Source organism: Bacillus sp. FSL H7-0578 (assembly GCF_038630855.1).
In the GTDB taxonomy this organism is placed as follows: Bacteria; Bacillota; Bacilli; order Bacillales; family Bacillaceae; genus Bacillus; species Bacillus safensis.
In genome coordinates, this window is record NZ_CP152045.1 from 1,157,410 (window position 1) to 1,174,889 (window position 17,480).

At 36.4% G+C, this 17,480-nt stretch carries 18 protein-coding genes and 2 pseudogenes; 15 read left to right on the forward strand and 5 right to left on the reverse strand.

Annotated elements, in window-relative coordinates; genetic code table 11:
• Window positions 1-266: 266 nt before the first annotated feature.
• Entirely contained in the window at window positions 267-446 is a 180-nt protein-coding gene (locus tag MHB41_RS05840) for a hypothetical protein (protein WP_056704950.1), read from the forward strand.
• An 896-nt stretch (window positions 447-1,342) separates the two neighbouring features.
• Complete coding sequence (locus MHB41_RS05845; protein ID WP_061109693.1) at window positions 1,343-1,537, forward strand: hypothetical protein; 195 nt, start codon at window positions 1,343-1,345, stop codon at window positions 1,535-1,537.
• On the opposite strand, the gene MHB41_RS05850 is transcribed toward MHB41_RS05845, so the two are convergent.
• Window positions 1,538-1,942 (reverse strand): TIR domain-containing protein, encoded by a 405-nt coding sequence (locus tag MHB41_RS05850; protein WP_061109694.1) that lies wholly within the window; start codon window positions 1,940-1,942, stop codon window positions 1,538-1,540. It lies immediately after the preceding gene.
• Window positions 1,935-2,390: a DUF4231 domain-containing protein gene (locus MHB41_RS05855; protein WP_061109695.1), complete on the reverse strand. Its 456-nt coding sequence runs from the start codon at window positions 2,388-2,390 to the stop codon at window positions 1,935-1,937. The genes MHB41_RS05850 and MHB41_RS05855 overlap by 8 nt, the downstream gene beginning before the upstream one ends.
• Window positions 2,391-2,761: 371 nt before the next feature.
• Between MHB41_RS05855 and MHB41_RS05860 the strand changes: the two genes are divergently transcribed.
• The 5 genes from MHB41_RS05860 to MHB41_RS05880 all read left to right on the forward strand — a co-directional run bounded on the left by MHB41_RS05860 (window position 2,762) and on the right by MHB41_RS05880 (window position 6,395).
• Window positions 2,762-3,019 (forward strand): hypothetical protein, encoded by a 258-nt coding sequence (locus MHB41_RS05860; protein ID WP_061109696.1) that lies wholly within the window; start codon window positions 2,762-2,764, stop codon window positions 3,017-3,019.
• A 38-nt stretch (window positions 3,020-3,057) separates the two neighbouring features.
• Window positions 3,058-3,450, forward strand: coding sequence for a DUF3102 domain-containing protein (locus MHB41_RS05865; protein ID WP_267542790.1), 393 nt, complete (start codon window positions 3,058-3,060; stop codon window positions 3,448-3,450).
• A gap of 53 nt (window positions 3,451-3,503) precedes the next feature.
• Window positions 3,504-3,728 carry a hypothetical protein gene (locus MHB41_RS05870; protein ID WP_061109698.1) on the forward strand — a complete coding sequence of 75 codons (225 nt, stop codon included), beginning with the start codon at window positions 3,504-3,506 and terminating at the stop codon, window positions 3,726-3,728.
• 532 nt (window positions 3,729-4,260) lie between these two features.
• Window positions 4,261-5,097 carry an SMI1/KNR4 family protein gene (locus MHB41_RS05875; protein ID WP_061109699.1) on the forward strand — a complete coding sequence of 279 codons (837 nt, stop codon included), beginning with the start codon at window positions 4,261-4,263 and terminating at the stop codon, window positions 5,095-5,097.
• A 191-nt stretch (window positions 5,098-5,288) separates the two neighbouring features.
• The gene (locus tag MHB41_RS05880; RefSeq protein ID WP_061109700.1) at window positions 5,289-6,395 is read left to right on the forward strand and encodes a Rap family tetratricopeptide repeat protein; all 1,107 of its coding nucleotides are present in this window, start codon (window positions 5,289-5,291) and stop codon (window positions 6,393-6,395) included.
• Window positions 6,396-6,795: 400 nt separating this feature from the next.
• Here MHB41_RS05880 and MHB41_RS05885 read toward each other — a convergent pair whose 3' ends face one another.
• Window positions 6,796-7,134, reverse strand: coding sequence for a helix-turn-helix domain-containing protein (locus MHB41_RS05885; RefSeq protein WP_024424994.1), 339 nt, complete (start codon window positions 7,132-7,134; stop codon window positions 6,796-6,798).
• 105 nt (window positions 7,135-7,239) lie between these two features.
• Between MHB41_RS05885 and MHB41_RS05890 the strand changes: the two genes are divergently transcribed.
• Window positions 7,240-7,623 (forward strand): RidA family protein, encoded by a 384-nt coding sequence (locus MHB41_RS05890; RefSeq protein WP_061109701.1) that lies wholly within the window; start codon window positions 7,240-7,242, stop codon window positions 7,621-7,623.
• 480 nt (window positions 7,624-8,103) lie between these two features.
• On the opposite strand, the pseudogene MHB41_RS05895 reads toward MHB41_RS05890, so the two are convergent.
• Window positions 8,104-8,480: pseudogene (locus tag MHB41_RS05895) on the reverse strand (stress protein).
• A gap of 90 nt (window positions 8,481-8,570) precedes the next feature.
• On the opposite strand from MHB41_RS05895, the gene MHB41_RS05900 reads away from it, so the two are divergent.
• The 7 genes and pseudogenes from MHB41_RS05900 to MHB41_RS05930 all read left to right on the forward strand — a co-directional run bounded on the left by MHB41_RS05900 (window position 8,571) and on the right by MHB41_RS05930 (window position 16,560).
• Window positions 8,571-9,401, forward strand: a complete 831-nt coding sequence (locus MHB41_RS05900; protein WP_061109702.1) for a sialate O-acetylesterase — start codon at window positions 8,571-8,573, stop codon at window positions 9,399-9,401.
• A gap of 124 nt (window positions 9,402-9,525) precedes the next feature.
• Complete coding sequence (catA, locus tag MHB41_RS05905) at window positions 9,526-10,185, forward strand: type A chloramphenicol O-acetyltransferase (protein ID WP_034282005.1); 660 nt, start codon at window positions 9,526-9,528, stop codon at window positions 10,183-10,185.
• A gap of 192 nt (window positions 10,186-10,377) precedes the next feature.
• Window positions 10,378-11,490: a Rap family tetratricopeptide repeat protein gene (locus MHB41_RS05910; RefSeq protein WP_070325721.1), complete on the forward strand. Its 1,113-nt coding sequence runs from the start codon at window positions 10,378-10,380 to the stop codon at window positions 11,488-11,490.
• A 615-nt stretch (window positions 11,491-12,105) separates the two neighbouring features.
• Window positions 12,106-13,749 (forward strand): T7SS effector LXG polymorphic toxin, encoded by a 1,644-nt coding sequence (locus MHB41_RS05915; protein WP_340900246.1) that lies wholly within the window; start codon window positions 12,106-12,108, stop codon window positions 13,747-13,749.
• A gap of 16 nt (window positions 13,750-13,765) precedes the next feature.
• Window positions 13,766-14,065: a contact-dependent growth inhibition system immunity protein gene (locus tag MHB41_RS05920; protein ID WP_034284276.1), complete on the forward strand. Its 300-nt coding sequence runs from the start codon at window positions 13,766-13,768 to the stop codon at window positions 14,063-14,065.
• A gap of 345 nt (window positions 14,066-14,410) precedes the next feature.
• Window positions 14,411-15,236 (forward strand): annotated as a pseudogene (locus tag MHB41_RS05925) (SMI1/KNR4 family protein).
• Between the two features lie 427 nt (window positions 15,237-15,663).
• Complete coding sequence (locus MHB41_RS05930) at window positions 15,664-16,560, forward strand: macrolide 2'-phosphotransferase (protein WP_340898925.1); 897 nt, start codon at window positions 15,664-15,666, stop codon at window positions 16,558-16,560.
• Between the two features lie 44 nt (window positions 16,561-16,604).
• Here the strand turns inward: MHB41_RS05930 and MHB41_RS05935 are convergent, their stop codons facing one another.
• Window positions 16,605-17,480, reverse strand: coding sequence for a LysR family transcriptional regulator (locus tag MHB41_RS05935; RefSeq protein ID WP_120207257.1), 876 nt, complete (start codon window positions 17,478-17,480; stop codon window positions 16,605-16,607).

Sequence of the window (17,480 nt, forward strand, 5' to 3'; positions counted from 1 at the left end):
GGGGAGTGTGATGGCCAGATTGTTTTAGCTGAAATCACGCAACGAACTGACGGTAACTACGATGAGGGAACGATCTGGTATATAGGAAGAAACGTTCCGTATGCAGACTTAGAAACGCTTGCTGAAGTCGTTACACATCTATTGAAGCAAATAACGCTTTGGGAAGTCTTAACCGATTTGAGGATATTCGAACCGAAGAATCAAGAAACTGAATTTGATTGCATCATACTTGATCCAACTAAACCAATTACAAAGGGGAAATGAACATGTTAAACAATGTTAATCCAAACTGGAAGTTATCTGTAGGTCAAAGAGTGCAAACGTTATACGGGCTAGGAACAATTGAAGAAGTACATAGCAATGATCAATATGGAGTCGCTGATGATGAGTACAACATGCTTGATATTTATGGTCGTGAAGAGTTAGCTGTAGTGGGATTAAATTAATGGGGAAGCTGTTTAGAAGGTTCATGGATGAGTTACTGTTTGTAACAATCATGAGCATAACAGGACTATTCCTACTGCTCATGATCGTCATTTCTAGCTGATTAGAAAAGTGTTGGCGCACTATCTAATCTGATGGGTTGGTACAAATCCCATGATACCAGCCCATTCTAACTTATTTTTAATCTATATTCAATAGGTCACAACTGAATAGAATCAGTCAATGCTCCTGGATCAAGGTGTTGTCTTTAGTGATGCCTTTTTTAAGGGTAAGACTGTCGTGGAATGCGCTAACACACGTTAAACTTGAAAGGGTAGTGACTCAGCCGATGCGATAAATGAGGATAGGGTACCACTGTGCTTCCCTATTTGCACATGTATCTGAAAGGCGAAAGCTGCCATTAAGTGCTGTACGAAGGATGGGTGTATCGTTTCTGACGATGCAGGACAAGCCATAAGTATACGAACATAATTTTGCGTTCGTTGAACCTGTTAGGGACACTTGACACAGTAGGTTTGTTTGGGGAATAACCAACGGCAAATAGGGTGACACATACGGATACCATAAGCTTGATACACTATCAAGATGATCAGTCGCCTGTCTGAGTTTGTTTATTTTTTTTACAAGCAAATTCAGGCAGACAACTTGTCCAGCCGTAGTCCATTGCTTTCAACCTATCAAGCCAAAAAGCAAACGACAAGTCAAGACTAATGGTGAAAGAAAATTATATAGTCCTGTCTTACGTTTGCCATTATATGTAAAGGGGGGTAATGAGTAAAAGTCAGTGTAGAAGAAGATAATTATAAAACAAAAAAGCCCTTTATAGAGGGCAATTAAAATGGTTTAATTGTTTTAAAATGAGGTATTTAAATAATAAAAAATATGGAGATGAAACTGTATGGAAAAGAAAAAATTTGTAAAGAAACCTGTTGTTGTAGAAGCATATCAAATTGATAAAGAAATGGACATCGAAACATTAGAAGGCACTATGAAAGCATCGCCTGGTGATTGGATCATTAAAGGTGTGCATGGTGAAATCTATCCGTGTAAGCCAGATATATTTGAAAAGACGTATAAACCATTAGATGAATAATTAGGCTGCGTCAATAGCTTTTTTGATTGCTTCTTTAGTGAAAGATTTAGCCCATATAGCTTGTGCATTTAGGATTCCGACTGGAGAAGTATTGCTGTTGTTTATTTTTACAGCAACAAGTTTCATCCCTAATTCTTTCGCTTTGTCAATTTCCCAGTCGCACCAGCTGCTTTTGTGAGTATCTTCACCAACTAAAAGCAAGAAGTATCCACATGTATTCATGCGCCTAGATATAGCTCTTCTAATTGCTCCGGTGTCTGTTGAATTAACTGAGATATCTGTAGAACCGTCTTCAAATTGTATATCTTTAAAATTAGGGGTGTTGTTCTTAGACCACGCAACAAGCATATTCTTATAATCCCTATCATTATCATAGTCGTAACTTATAAAAATCTTTTTAGCCATTATTTGTCTCTCCCTTTGCTTTATTCTGCATATTAGCCCAGTTGATATTCTCTTGCGATATTATTGATTCAGTTCTCTCAACCAACAATTTAAAGGTATCTCCTTCTGAATAAACACCAGTCTTTGTATAATATTGATACTTTTCATGCTTTAATGTTTCACAAATCCGTCTGTACTCTATATAATTCTCTTGATGCTTTCCTAAACTCAATAATCCTTCCAAGATAGTGATAATACCACCTGCTGTTGCTATTAACAATGTAACGTATAAACTGTTGAATTTTGTTAAAACACTCAAAATGGGAATAGCAGGAGCTAGGATGATAATAACAACCTTCATGTTTTTGTATTTTTTTTGATGTTGCATTGATTTTTTATCATACCATTCGATCTGATCTTCTAGTCTATCTTTTATGTATTTACTTTTAGTTTCACAAACTTGTTCCAAAACATTCCACCTCAGATACTATTATATACAATTTTTGGGTTATTTCAACAAAAAATAGATTAATAGTCCTTCTTGGTGGATGTTTTAAGGTTTTTAATTGGAAAAGTATGTATCGTAGGAACGCTATGACGGTCACCACTATCATTTTAAATGAGGGTATTAAGCAGATGCCTAAATTGAACTTAGGAGCTACCTATGGTGGGGATCTCATAAATACCTACCGTCATTTGAAATGACATCACCTTATATCAAAACGAAAAACTTCGTTATGATTAAATGCATTTTGCTTTCAGTCGTTTAAAACTATGATATTCTTTCCATTCAATCTAAATCCTCTGTATAATTAAGGAAAATTAATTAGGGGGATACAAGTGAAGATTCTTAGATTTGAATATGAGAATAATAGATTTGAATTACACGCAATGTTTATGGACGATATTTTAAGCTTAGACGATCGTATTATTCAGTATGACATGTTAATGAAAAGTAAAGCTATACTCAAAAATGCTATAGGTACTATCGATTGTTTAAAAATAGAAAATTTAAAGCTATTTGAAGAAACCAATTCTGTGTATTGCTCATATACGTTTGGCAAGGATAACAAGAAAACATCATCACAGCCGAGATAAACTCGTATAAGCAAGTAGCTGGACAGGCCATATTTGAGATTGGTAGACGGTTGAAGCATGTGAAAGAAAATGATTTGGTTCATGGGGAGTGGGAGAAATGGTTGAAAAGCATTGATTTCAATGTTAGAACTGCCCAAAGATTTATAAAAGCACAAGATCAGTTTTCAAATACGACGACGTCGTTGTATTTACCAACAGGAAAACTATTCGAAATGCTTTCTCTACCCACATCAATAGACAGACAAGAATTCATCGACTCAACACACCAAATCCCATCCACAGGTGAAACAAAAACTGTAGATGAGATGACTGTGCGTGAGCTGCGTGAAGTTAAGAAAGCATTAAAGGAAGTGGAACTAGATAAGAAGCGATTAGAACGTGAGTTAGATGAAGCTAAGCGTATGGATCATGATGAATTGATTGAAGATTAATTATTAACCCATGTTATCATAGAAGAAAATGGATGTTGGGGGAATGTCAGTAAATGCTCAAATCAAAGTTAGTTGTTTGGACGTTTATCGTTGTGACTGGATTCTATATGCTAGTGAGTATATGGAACATTGCTGTATTTCCAGATAAGACATGGACAGATTACGCAGGACAAATTTTGATTGTCGTTTTTGGGAGTATGGTGAATGGTTTAATCGCTGCTTTTTTGATGTACGCAGCAGCTATGTTAGTGAAATATATTAATGGTGGTAAATCTTAAATTTGCATATAGTCATAAGTTTAAAATAGGTGTATAAAAAGGTAACAAAAAAGGTAACATTTTTTTCGATTTTTAAAAAATACGAAGGAACACCAAAGGATACAGAAGGGTAAAGAAAGCTTATGTATCAAGGGTTATGAGTGAATAGAGGGTATCACTGATAATCACAGGATTCCATATATCTACCTTGACAGGGTAGAGGTCGCTGATTCGAGCCCAGTCGGAATCATCGTTTAAACCCTTGCTTAGCAAGGGTTTTTTGTTTTTTTGACAACGAATATTCGTTCTGTTTCTTTTGATTGGCGACGAACTTTATCCGTCAGATTGTTTTTCAGTTGGCAGGAGGTTTTGACTGATTGCCTAACGATCTTCTCGCCTTTACCAGATCATCAATTGTTGGATTCTTACGAAAGCGACATATACGATAAATCTTTCTCTCAAGATAAAACATACAATCACCACCAAAAACAATTTAATAGAATATAAGTTCGTGAAAGGTGTTTTATTAAATGACACTAGGAGGAAATAAACTTTGAAATCTTTTTGGGAAATAGACGATGAAGGTTACTATACATTAAAAAAGATCACCGCAGAAGAATTAGCTAAGGCTGAAAAGAAACTAGGAGTCACTTTGCCAGATACATATAAAAAGCTCATATTAGAACAGAATGGCGGTTATATAGTTCATAATGCTTTTCCATCCACTCACTCTAATTCATGGGCTGAGGATCATATTCAATTTAATCATCTTTTAGGAATTGCAGAAGGTGAAGGAATTATGGATAGTGCCTACTTAATAAAAGAGTGGGAGCTGCCAGAAGGGCTTGTTTTGATTAACGGGGATGGCCATACTTGGGTAGCGATGGATTATCGAAAAACGAAAGAGAATCCTGCAATTCATTATTTTGATGTTGAGATGGAAGAAGACTTTAAGTTAGCAGATTCCTTTGATGAATTCATTGAGGGGCTTTATACAGCTGAGTACACTGCCGATGAGGAAGCAGCAGAGGGTGAATATGAACTTTCTGAAGTTCATTTAAGTAAAGAAGAACTTGAAGCCATATTTGAATTGGACGTCCTTGATGAAGAGAATCTTTATAAAATTCAATACTACCCGATGGTTGATTTGAACGAAATTGAATGTTTTTTTAAAAAGATGCAATATCACATTGAAAAAACAAGAGATGAAGATGATCTTTATGAAGTAGCTTCTGCGATTAACAACGTTCTCTTATTGAATCCCAATATGCCAATCAACGATAAAATTAATGGAAATCTAAATCAAATTGCTAAATTTTTAGAAAAAAATAAAGATCCACTTATAGTAAATCTCGGAGAACATATTGCTATGAAAACAAGTTTCCTTTAGTAAGCTTGGGCACAAAAAACAGGCCATAATAGTGGAAGATTTATTTGGAGTATCATCAAATAATAAAAGGCATACCAGAGAGGCGAATTCGTCTCTCTTTTTTGCGGTTTCTTTTCGGTGTGGAATATTCAAACGGATGATAATATATGTAATTATAGGGAAAATAAAGGAATGGATAGGGGGAGGTTTGTTTGGGAGAAAAAGTAGCAAGCCCATTTGTTGCTAAAATGATCGGTGATTGGTACGGATATATCAAGAAACAGGACATTCTAAAGGCTGAAAATAAGAGAAAAGAGATCGTAATAGCCTTTGAAAATATGGAAGAAGATCAAAATGTCTTATTATACTTTAACTTGATTGATTCCAGATACAAAATGTTGGCGCAGGAGTTTGAGGGATCAAAAGATATATTGAATCAAATAGACATTGAAGAGAAGCAGAAAACGGATGACATGATTCAGTATTATTATTTCTTCTTCAATGGCATGTATGAGTTTTATAAAAAGCGCTTTTCAGACGCTATCAACTATTATCATATTGCAGAGACCCGACTTCGAAACGTTCCTGACGATTTAGAACGTGCTGAATTTAATTATCAGCTTTCGATTGCATACTACGAAATCGCACAAAATCATTTCTCCATTAACCACGCCAAAAAAGCTTTAGAAAGCTTTAAATCAGCAGATTTACAAGAGAGTCGGGTTGCTACTACTCTAATGGTAATCGCATCAAATAAGATGGATTTAAACCAATTTGTACAAGCTGAATCCACCTATAAGGATGCTATCAATTTAGCAGCAGAATCTAAAATTGATTTTCCACAAGCGCTAGGGTATTTCAATCTTGGGATATGTTATGAGCGTCAAGGAAAGCTTCAGCAAGCTTTAGAATGTTTACAAAATGTCTTTTCAGTTGAATTAAAAAAGCCACACAAACCACTGTATATGAGAACAAATTACATGTTAGCGCGTGTACTCTTCCAGTTAGATAAAAAAGCTGAAGGGCTGGATGCACACAATGAGTCACTCATGTTAGCGAATGAATTAGCTGACAATGCGTATATTGCTAAGTTAAATATCATACATTCAATATATGTAACAGATGATGAAATTCAGCTCGACGCAGCTCTTGATGTACTGAAAAAGCAAAAACTTTGGACAGATGCCGCAGAATTGTCAATTATGGCAGCAAGATTTTATAAAAAGCAGGATAATTACAAACTGGCATCAAAATACTTTGATGAAGGTTTGGAATCACAGGCCAAAAAATTGACATGGATGGAGGAGGAAGCTGAATGAAGCACCTGAAAGTTATGATATTAAGCCTTACCTTATTAATGGGGATCACAACCACTGTACATATAAATTCCTCAAATGATTTTCAAACCGCAGAAAACGGCTACTTTGGTTAAGCATGAAGTCTATTAATAAAAAAGCCCTTTTTGGGGGCTTTTTTTATTTGAATATTATCTGCTATTTTCATTGCTGTTTCAATTGATCAAAACACAACTTCAAAACGTATAGACAAAATAAAAACAGACCCTGCAAGGTCTGTTTTTATGGGGACGGATGGGGCCTAATCATTACTATCTTTTTCATTAAGATTAGAAGTTCCCTATACGCTCCATTGCTTTATCAAAAGCTGCTTTTCTTTTGTATCTTCATAGTCAATACTTTGAATTATGTATACAAAAAGAATTTAATTACTTCGATTTTTCTCTCCCCAATCACATAACTGTTCTAAAATTGGTAAAAGTGTTTCTGCCTTATCTGTAAGACTGTATTCCACTTTAGGGGGGACTTGTGGATATTCCTTTCGTATAATCATCCCATCTGCCTCTAAATCTTTAAGTTGTGCACTCAATGTTTTAAAGGTAATCGTTCCAAGTCTCCTTTTCATATCATTAAAGCGAACGGGTTGATTTTCCGAAAGGAGATACAGAATTAGCATTTTCCATTTGCCTCCTATAACTGATAAAGTATATCCAAAAGGTGTCTCTTGGATATTACCCGTTTTTCTATAATCGGCCATACTCATATTGACACTATCCTTTCTGATAGTAGCTATCTAAATAGTGCGTACTATTTTTTTATTTATATTCATTTTATACTTACTTTACTTTGAAATAAAGGAGAGAAAACAATGACTAATATTAAAACCTACAATCACAATCTATGGGATCACGGTATTACCCAAGGATATAGCGTTAAAGGAACAATCTACATTTCAGGTCAATTTTCATACGATAAAAATGGTATGTTCGTTGGTAAGGAGAATATTGAAGCTCAGACTCTGCAAACATTTGAGAACCTTGATCGGGTATTGGTGGAATTGGGAGCTACGAAATCCAACATTGCATATGTTGAAATTTTTCTAACAAATCCACAAGAACACTCCGAAACGGTCATAGATCTATTCAAGGAATACTTAGGTCAACACAGACCAGCTGGCAGTCTCATTGGTGTGACATATCTGGCTTTCCCAGAGCAATTGATTGAAGTCAAGGCTATCGCACACACTGATTAAATATGTTATCGTATGAATTTGACCAATTCTCTATACAAGGGAAAGCGTAGAATCTTTATCTGGTTTTTTATCATATAATTTAAACAGAATTGCTCAACGTGTAACCAATAAAAGGGCAGAGGATGGACAGCACTATTAAAGCATATGTGGAAAAACTGAAATACAAAGTTATGTGCAGATGAAGGCTTCTCATTAGATATGAATTAAATTAAAACAGACCTTTAAGGGTCTGTTTTTTTATGGGGACGGATTGGGGACGAACCCTTTCAGTTTTCTTCAGAAATGCACATTTTTTATCAGAAAGGCTCATCATAGAACCTTATTAAATCAGTCTTTTTCATGGGAATGTCTGTTTGCTTCGGATGAGGTCATTCACCTTGACAGGGTAGAGGTGACGGTTCGATCCAGCTGAATTAGAGACCATCGTAAAGAATTCTTCTTTGTTAAAGATTAAAGAAGCAATCAGTAAAAAATATGAAACTATTTTATTTCCTCATCCATCACTTTCTTATATTTTTCAAACTCAGAATCCTTCATTTCTCCGTTCATTTGAAGCAGGAAGTTCCCTTTTGAATATGTGTGAGAGAAGAACATAGATCCAGCATTTCCTAACTCATCATAATATGATTTGGCCTGGTTAAGGTCATTCTCATTTCCGAATTTGAAAATCCTTCCACCAGCGTTTTCACCTAAAGAAGGAATGAGAATCCTTTTTCCTTTCTTATATTTCCAAACTCTTTTCGTTCAAGATCAGTTGGTTTTTCTGCTTCAAGCCCAGCACTTTTGAAAGCTTCAATCACGTTGTCTGTGGTGAGCTGTTTTTTAGTAGATGCTGCACTGCTACAAGCTGTTAACAATAATAAACATGTAAAAAATAATACAAAATATTTCTTCAACGTTCAGGTGAATACACATTTGATAAAATAATTAGCGAGGGGGAGAAAGATATGAAGTCATTTTTACTAATTGGACAATCAAATATGGCGGGGCGCGGCTTCAAACATGAAGTTCCTCCGATTTATAATGAAAGGATCATGATGCTGCGAAATGGTAGATGGCAAATGATGACTGAACCCATTCATTTTGATAGGCCGGTAGCTGGCGTAGGACTGGGGGCTTCCTTTGCGGCGGCTTGGTGTAAGGATCATGAAGGAGAGAAGATTGGCCTTATTCCTTGTGCAGAGGGTGGCAGTTCCATTGATGAGTGGTCGCCGGATGAAGCATTATTTCGTCATGCAATAAGTGAAGCTAAATTTGCAAAGGAAAGTAGCGAATTGGCAGGGATATTATGGCATCAAGGAGAAAGTGACAGCCAAGATGGGAAATACAAAGAATACTATGAAAAAATACTAAGATTATTTCATGAACTAAGAACTGAATTATCCGTACCTAACATTCCGCTTGTAATAGGAGGTTTGGGTGATTTCTTGGGAAAAGTGGCATTTGGCGCAGGATGTGTGGAATTTTCACTGATGAATGAGGAACTTCAAAAATATGCACATCATCATGAAAATTGTTATTATGTTACTGCGAAAGGTCTTATACCTAACCCAGACGGAATTCACATCAATGCGATGTCCCAGAGAATTTTTGGTATAAGATATTATGAAGCATTTCGAAAAAAAGAACATATACATGAGCCAATAACAAATGAACATGAGTTAGTGAATGAATGTCATAATAGAATGAATACCTCAGCGGAGAAAACATATATAGCACTAGAACAGTTCACGTTAGGCAAGATGACTTACGAAGAGTTGCTGAAGGCTTTATCGTAGGTGAAACTCATGGTAGACTTTGAATGGACAGAAACACATATCTCTTGAAAGGATGATTGTGGTGGTGAAAACAGATAAAGTTTCCTCCTGAATACAGTAAATCACATTCAGGAGGAGATAAAAAATGTTTAAACAAATAGATGAAAATTATCCGAGAAAAGAGCACTTTCATCATTATATGAAGTTAACCCGATGCTCATATAGTCTGGTGATCGATCTAGACATCACGACATTGCATTCAATATTAAAAGAAAAAAAGCTAAAAGTATATCCTGTGCAAATTTATTTGTTAGCAAGGGCTGTGCAAAAAATACCGGAGTTTCGGATGGATCTAGTGAACGATGAACTTGGTCACTGGGATCTTCTCCATCCTAGTTATACGATTCTAAATAAAGAAACAAAGACATTTTCAAGTATTTGGACACCTTATGACGAAAACTTTGCTCGGTTTTATAAAAGCTGTGTAGCGGACATTGAAACATTTAGCAAAAGCAGCAACCTATTTCCGAAACCTCATATGCCAGAAAACATGTTCAATATTTCAAGTCTGCCGTGGATTGATTTTACTTCTTTTAACCTTAATGTATCTACAGATGAAACTTATTTACTGCCGATATTTACGTTAGGTCAATTTAAGATGAAAGGAGAAAAAATCATCCTACCCGTTGCGATTCAAGTACATCATGCTGTTTGTGATGGCTATCACGTCGGTCAATATGTGGAATATTTGAGGTTGCTTATAGAACATTGTGAAGAGTGGTTAAGCGATTCATTGTATACTTAATTTTCAAAAGGTGTAGTCATTTGATTTTTAGGAAAGGCAGACTTGATGGAGTCTGCTTTTTTGTTATGTGAAGAAAATGCGTAAAATCTGTTACTCAACTGTTCTTTTTGCGGTTTCTTTTCGGTGCCTTGTAAACTTAAACATGTGATAATAAATGTAATATAAGGGAAATTAGTGGAAGGGGAATAAGGAATGGAGAAAGTTCTTTCTTCACATGTTGGTGTGAAAATAAATGAATGGTATAAAATGATTCGGCAATTCAGTGTACCCGATGCAGAGATTTTGAAAGCTGAGGTAGAACGAGAAATTGAGCGAATGGAAGAGGATCAAGACCTGCTCATTTACTATCAATTGATGTGTTTTCGACATCAGCTTATGCTCGATTATATAAAACCTTCATTCGATCAATCAATTTCCGCGCTAGTCGATAAAATAGAGAATTCTAACCATCAACTGTCTGGAATGTTGCAATACTATAATGCCTTTTTTAGAGGTATGCATGAATTCAGTAAGAAAGAGTATGTACAAGCCATTCAATATTATAAGATTGCTGAGAGGCAGCTGGCGCTTGTTGTAGATGAAATTGAACAAGCAGAATTCCATTTTAAAGTTGCTGAAGCATATTACATTATGAAACAAACCCATGTTTCTATGCACCATATTATAAAAGCCCTAGAGATTTATGATCGTTATGATCTTTATAAGGTGAGAAAAATTCAAAGTCTATTTGTGATCGCAGGAAATTATGATGATTTTAAACGATATGAGAAGTCGCTCCCCCACTTACATAAAGCACTAGATCTTGCTGAAGAAATAAATGATCAAAGATTAATCGCTAAAACTTATTTGAATCTTGGAAATACGTATGACAGGCAACAGGATTATATTAAAGCTGCTTCCTTCTATAAAAAAGGGTTGGATAAGATGACTGAAAACAATGAAGATATTAAACCAAGATTATTTTTTAGTTTAAGTTGGACTTTGTTTAAAAGTGATAAAACAAAAGAAGCACTTGAATATATCGCTAAAGGAATAAAAAGTGCAACAGCAGAAAACAATCTGTTTTATAAAACATTGCTCAATTCATTAAAGACAATTTATGTAGATGAAGGTATTGAAAATATACGAAAAATGTTTAAAGGGTTAGAGGAAAAGAAGTTGTATCCTTATATTGAAGAGTTTGCTTTAAGCCTTGCAAATCTTTATGAAAAAAGGAATGATTCGGAGAGGGTAGCAGATTATTATAGAACTGCCATAGAAGCTCAAACCGAAATCCAAAAAGGGGAGTGTTTATATGAATATTAAAATGAAGATATTGATTAGCGCCACTTTATTGGTAGGTGCTGCTTGCCTAGGTTCTTTTAATTACTCACAAGAATCAACTGATCGAAATACCACTGTATTTCCTCAAAAAACCGATCGAAACACGACGATGATCGATCCAAATTCAACATTTGAAAACTCATAGGCAAAACTAAACAGACCTTGAGGGTCTGTTTTTTTTAAATGGGGACAGATTGGGGACGAACCCTTTCAGTTTTTTATCAGAAATGCACTTGCACATTATAGAACCTTATTAAATCAGTCTTTTTCAGAAAACGTCCGTTTGCTTCGGATGAGGTCATTCACCTTGATAGGGTAGAGGTCGCTGGTTGGAATCATCTTTGAAACTCTTGCGTAGCAGGTTTTTTTTGTTTTTCTGTCAACGAATGTTCTGTTTCTTTTTATTGTCGACAAACTTTTATCTACTAAAATTGTTTTGAGTGTTTTTAGGAAGAGATAGTTATCACTTATTAAAAAACAAGTAACCATAAACACTAGAAAGTACTCTAGGTCTTGTTTTTGTGTCTTTAATCCTATTTCATGACAAACCCTGTGTTGGTAAAATTGACCTTGTCAATGAATAGGAAGGAGTGAATTCTGCTGGGCAAGATACTTGATGCAAAAGCACTAACCAGTGCCATGGACACAAGGGCAAAACACTATCAGGAACTCCGCGAACAAATGGTAGATTTAAAAAAGTCATTACAAGGTGTGACCAATCTCGGTGATGATTTCACTGGGAAAGGTGCCGATAACATTAAAAGTTTCTATAAAGAGCTCGCTGGAAATGTAGACATGTTTATCAGCTTCATTGATAAACAAAAAGCCTTTCATGAAGGTGTTTCTGGGACACTGGATGATACGAGCTTTGGCGGCGATACCTTTGTAGAAGAACACTTTTTAGACAACGCAGTACATATGGGCATCAAGAATGCTAAAAGCATTGTGAAGGATCAAAAAAAGGCACTCAAAACGATTTTTCAAGACATTGATGACCTCATTTCCCTAGAAGTATTTGATAGCCAAACCTTTGATGAAAAAATAGAAGATGCGGAAGATGAACGAAAAAAGACGGTCAAAGAACTAAGAGAGCTTGATCAAAATTTAAAAGATGAATATGCTTTGTCAGAGACGGAGCAACAAGCTACAATGGCATTGTATGCTGAAATGATGAATGCGACAAATGACGGAAAAGCGATTTCGCCTATGAATTTTGACAAGAAAGCGTATCAAAATAGCGACATCTACAAGGCAAAGAGCGATATTGAGAAGCAAACTGCTGAATATCTGAAAATCAAAAAAGAACAAGAAGAAGCCCGAGAGATCGCAAAGGAACAAGAAGCGCTCGCCAACCGTCCTTGGTATGAAAAAGCACTTGATTATGGCGGAAATATCGTCAATGAATTGACAGGTGTGAACGATGCAAAACGTGCCGCAACAGGCGTTGATCCAATCACAGGCGAGGAACTCACCACAGGCCAGCGAGTCGCGGCAGGCGGCATGGCAGCCGCAGGCTACATCCCAATCGTCGGCTGGGCAGGCCGCATTTTCAAAGGCGGAAAAGCTGTCTATAAAACCACCCAAGCCACATCAGCTGCAGTCAGGGCAGTCGATATCTACAAGACATCACAAAAATCCTTTGACGCCCTAAAGGCAACCCAAAAAGGTTTATATGGCCTCACCGCCACCAACGGCTTCAGCGAAGCGATCACAGGCCGAGACATGTTTGGAAACAAGATCTCGAAAGAACAGCAGGAAGCGAGTATGAATGCGGCGCTGGGGATGCTTTTACCGTTTGGTGCAAAAGGGTTTCATGGTAAGATGGGAATCAAGAAAGGTGAGAAAAATCCTTTATCTCCAGGTAATGGGTTAGCTACACATGAATCCAGAGGTGGGCACTTAATAGAGAGACATGTTGGGAAAACAGATGAAGAACTATTAGAAAGGCTGAAAAGTAATCCTAAAATCACGGGTTCTTCTACTTTTAACGATAGAATGACTGCAGAAAGAGTTGCTGATTCAGTTTTGGGTGATCCGAAGAGTGTTGATAAAATACAAAAGTGGTTATCCGACCCCAACAGTAGACCTACATTACCATTAAAATATAAGGGTGATGGGGAGGTAATTGGAAGAAGTGTTTCGAGAAATTCAGAAGTAGTTGAGAATGTTACAAATGCAAAAATTATACTGAAAAAAGATGAGAATGGCGGTTTTATTTTAACAGGATACCCTGTTAAATAGAAAGAAGGATGATAAAATGAATGAGAGTTACAGTTATTTAGAGGAGTTAGAAGATTTTTTAGGTGGGACATTTCATCAGGATATCGATTCACCAGAAGAAGCGTTAGAGGAGTTTATTCATGAAGCTACTAAAGAATGTCTGCTGTCTACTATAAAGGATTGTCAGGATTTTTTGAATGGTACTTTAACAATAGAAGAAAAAGAAAGCTTTATCGAAAATAATGCAGAAATCTATTTTCCGGCGATCTCATTAAATCCTATACAGTGGTTTAATAAAATAGTAGAGGAAATGAAAGAAGCAGTGAAAATGAAGTAACAAAATGATCCTTGATCGGCCAATGCCTTTCAAGGTTTTTTGTGTCAATTGGTCATCAAATCAAGAAAAAGGGGATCTTTTTTCTATGCGGATCATCGTATGATATAGATAAACAAAACGAACGTGAATATTTTGTCCAGAAGGAATAACATGCGGATGCTGGCATTGAGCATTTTAAGTGCCTGGTACCTGGCTGGCACTCCAGCCAGATCTTTTTTATATCTACTGATAAATTCTTTATTGGATGAAGGAATTGAACGAGTTTGTAATTTGAGGTTTTAAAATGGTAAATGAGTAGTTGGTCAATGATATACTGATCTCATTAGAAACTAGGAGGTCCCCACTTTGAAACCTTTCTGGGAGAAAGAAGAAGAGAGTCCTTTCACGTTAGAAAAGATAGATGAGGAACAAATTCGTGAAGCAGAGGTGAGACTTGGTGTCGCTTTACCTGATACATAAAAAAAGCTCATCTTAGAATGGAATGGTGGCTTTACAGTTCGTAATGCTTTTCCAACGGAACAACCGAATTCATGGGCTGAGGGTCATGTTCAATTTGATCATCTAAGAGGAATCGCCAAAGATGATGGCATCATGAATAGTTCCCAGTTAAGTGATGAATTGGAGCTGCCGGAGGGACTTGTGATCATCAGCGGAGAGGAAGATACATGGATCGCAATGGATTATCGACAAACGAAAGAACACCCGCTACTATTTTGATTTAGAGATGGGAGTGGATTTTAAGCTGGCAGATACTTTTGATGATTTTATTGAGCAGTTATATACAGCTGAAGACGCCATGATCGAGGTAGTAGAAATTGATGAGGAATGCTCGGATTTGTATATCAGTAAAGAAGAGCTTGAACAAATTTTTGAGAGACAAGACCTTTGTCAGCAGAATCTCTTTAAAATGGCACATTATCCGATGGAAGAAATTGAAGAGATTGAATGGTTTTTCGATCGTATGAAAAAATGCATCAAACAGATAAAAGATCAACATATTTTGTATGAAGCAGCGACAACGATTCACTCCATCCTTCTGTTAAACCCGGATATGCAAAGAAATGACCTTATCAATCAAGAGCTGAAAGAAATAGCGGAGTTTCTAGAAAATAGTGGTGAGCCTGATACCGCTTTTTTGGGAGAGGACATTCATCCTGTGAAAAAACGATAGTGAAAGAAGAAAAGCCCCTGAAAAGGGCTTCTTTTTGTAATCTTATTGAAAGTCATATTTAAATGAAGTATAGTAGTTTTATATTATGAAGAGGAGGATGGTTAAAAATGATGCATGCAGGAAGATTACGCCAGAAAACTTTGAACAATCAATAATTTCATATGTTCAAAGGCTCTGTTTTCATCAAACAGAGTAAACGGGGTAGTCTGCACATTTTTAATCATTTTCAGCGGTCAAGTATGTAACTTTACTTGAAGACAGACAGATATCATTTCTGTCTTTTTTTGTAATTTTTTATTGATAAAAAGAGAGATATGAGTCTAGCCGTGTTTACTCTAGCCACAGATAGCAGCCTATTTGTGGTTTTTTTGATGATTTTCTTAACGCCTGTTGATCATGAATAAATGAGCAATTGGAGGAAAAGAATATGAATAGACTAGAATTAAAGCAATTAGCCAAACATCACGGATTAGAAATTTTAGAGAATACCATCAAAATAAATGAATCAGGTGTGGATTTCCGTGTCGCACATGTCGAAGATTTACATGGTGATCAATGGATATTAAGAATGCCTCGCAGACCTGAATCAATGAAACATACTTTACAAGAAAAAAAGACATTAGATCATATGAGTAAGCAGGTTCACTTTCAGGTCCCTCAGTGGTCTATCTTTACAGAAAGTCTGATTGCTTATAAACAATTAGAGGGGGTACCGGCGGCTAGTATTGATGTGGAGAAGCAATCATATGTGTGGAGTTTTGATCAAACGAATGTACCGCAAGCTTATTATGAATCATTAGGAAGAGTTCTAGCGAATGTACATTCCTTAGATCAACAGCCATTTAAAACGATCGGTGTGGAGATGCTCAGTGCTCATGAATTAAGAGGATCAATGAAACAGCGAATGGAACGTGTCAAATCGCAATACACCATTAACAGCGGGTTATGGGAGCGCTGGCAAGAATGGCTAGCTAAAGATTCTTTATGGCCGCCTTTCGTGGGAGTGAAGCATGGAGATTTGCATCCCGGCCACATTCTGATTGATGAAAATCAATGTGTGACGGGTGTGATTGATTGGTCTGAAGTGGGGGTTGGTGATGTATCTGCAGACTTTTTGTCGCATCAACTTCTCTTTGGGAAAGAAGGGTTAACAAAACTTATCCATGCGTATGAAAAAGCAGGCGGGAGAACTTGGCCAGGAATGGATGAACATATAATAGAACTTCTGACGACAAGTGCGATTACTGTGGCCGAGTACGCACAGAGATCAGGATTAAAAGATATACATGAAACTGCAGCATACATGTTGGCAAACGAAAGCTAATCAATCAGAACGAATCCAAAAAAAGCCCTGAAAAGGGCTTTTTTTTAATCTAATTCATGAAAAAACTGTTTGAGTTGATCAATGAAAACGGATTTGGATTTTCCTTTTTTATAAATGAACTCGATATTGATGTTGAAATCAATGGATGGGTCTATTGAAATTTGTTTTAATGTTCCTTGTTCTACCTCATTTCTAACACAATGATGAGGTAGAAATGATAGTCCCATTCCTTGCAGCACTAAATTTTTTGCAGTTTCCATATGATCAACCTCAATGGAAATGTTCGGTGTGATGTTGTTTTTTTGAAATAATCGATGGAGCATCAACCAATCAAATGATCCATAGTCAAAGAAAATAAAAGGCTGTTCTTCTAGCTCTTTCATATTGATGTTGTCAAGGCTGGCAAGCGGGTGATGAGTTGGGACGAACAGCCCGATTGGATCGCTGAAAATTGGGATCGATTCAATTTGAGGATGTGTTTCAGTCCTCACAATCCCAAAGTCTACTTGGTTGTTAATCACTTTTTGGACAACATCCTTTGAATGTCCTGTTACGATTTTCACTTTCAGGTTTTCGTATTTTTCTTTTAGGGCGGGCAATATGTTAGGCAATAGATTATTGGAAATGGAGGATGCGCATCCAATCGTCAATTCATAAGGAATCATCGTTTGTTTGAGACTATGCTTTGCTTCTTGATAAGAATGGAGAATCTTTTTGGCATGCGGGTAAAACTGTTCACCTTTTTCCGTCAGAGATAGTTTATTTCTCTGTCTATCAAATAATTTCAGGTCTAATTCCTTTTCTAATGATTGAATACGTGCCGAAACAGAAGGCTGGGTTAAATACAGTGCTTCCGCAGCTTTATTGATACTGCCTAGCTGGCATACATAAATAAACGCTTCTATATTCTCAATATTCAT

Coding starts and splice junctions, on each gene's coding strand:
- MHB41_RS05840 (WP_056704950.1), top strand. CDS start 267: ATGTTAAACAATGTTAATCCAAACTGGAAGTTATCTGTAGGTCAAAGA.
- MHB41_RS05845 (WP_061109693.1), top strand. CDS start 1,343: ATGGAAAAGAAAAAATTTGTAAAGAAACCTGTTGTTGTAGAAGCATAT.
- MHB41_RS05850 (WP_061109694.1), bottom strand. CDS start 1,942: ATGGCTAAAAAGATTTTTATAAGTTACGACTATGATAATGATAGGGAT.
- MHB41_RS05870 (WP_061109698.1), top strand. CDS start 3,504: ATGCTCAAATCAAAGTTAGTTGTTTGGACGTTTATCGTTGTGACTGGA.
- MHB41_RS05885 (WP_024424994.1), bottom strand. CDS start 7,134: ATGAGTATGGCCGATTATAGAAAAACGGGTAATATCCAAGAGACACCT.
- MHB41_RS05890 (WP_061109701.1), top strand. CDS start 7,240: ATGACTAATATTAAAACCTACAATCACAATCTATGGGATCACGGTATT.
- MHB41_RS05900 (WP_061109702.1), top strand. CDS start 8,571: ATGAAGTCATTTTTACTAATTGGACAATCAAATATGGCGGGGCGCGGC.
- catA (WP_034282005.1), top strand. CDS start 9,526: ATGTTTAAACAAATAGATGAAAATTATCCGAGAAAAGAGCACTTTCAT.
- MHB41_RS05910 (WP_070325721.1), top strand. CDS start 10,378: ATGGAGAAAGTTCTTTCTTCACATGTTGGTGTGAAAATAAATGAATGG.
- MHB41_RS05920 (WP_034284276.1), top strand. CDS start 13,766: ATGAATGAGAGTTACAGTTATTTAGAGGAGTTAGAAGATTTTTTAGGT.
- MHB41_RS05930 (WP_340898925.1), top strand. CDS start 15,664: ATGAATAGACTAGAATTAAAGCAATTAGCCAAACATCACGGATTAGAA.
- MHB41_RS05935 (WP_120207257.1), bottom strand. CDS start 17,480: ATGAATATTGAGAATATAGAAGCGTTTATTTATGTATGCCAGCTAGGC.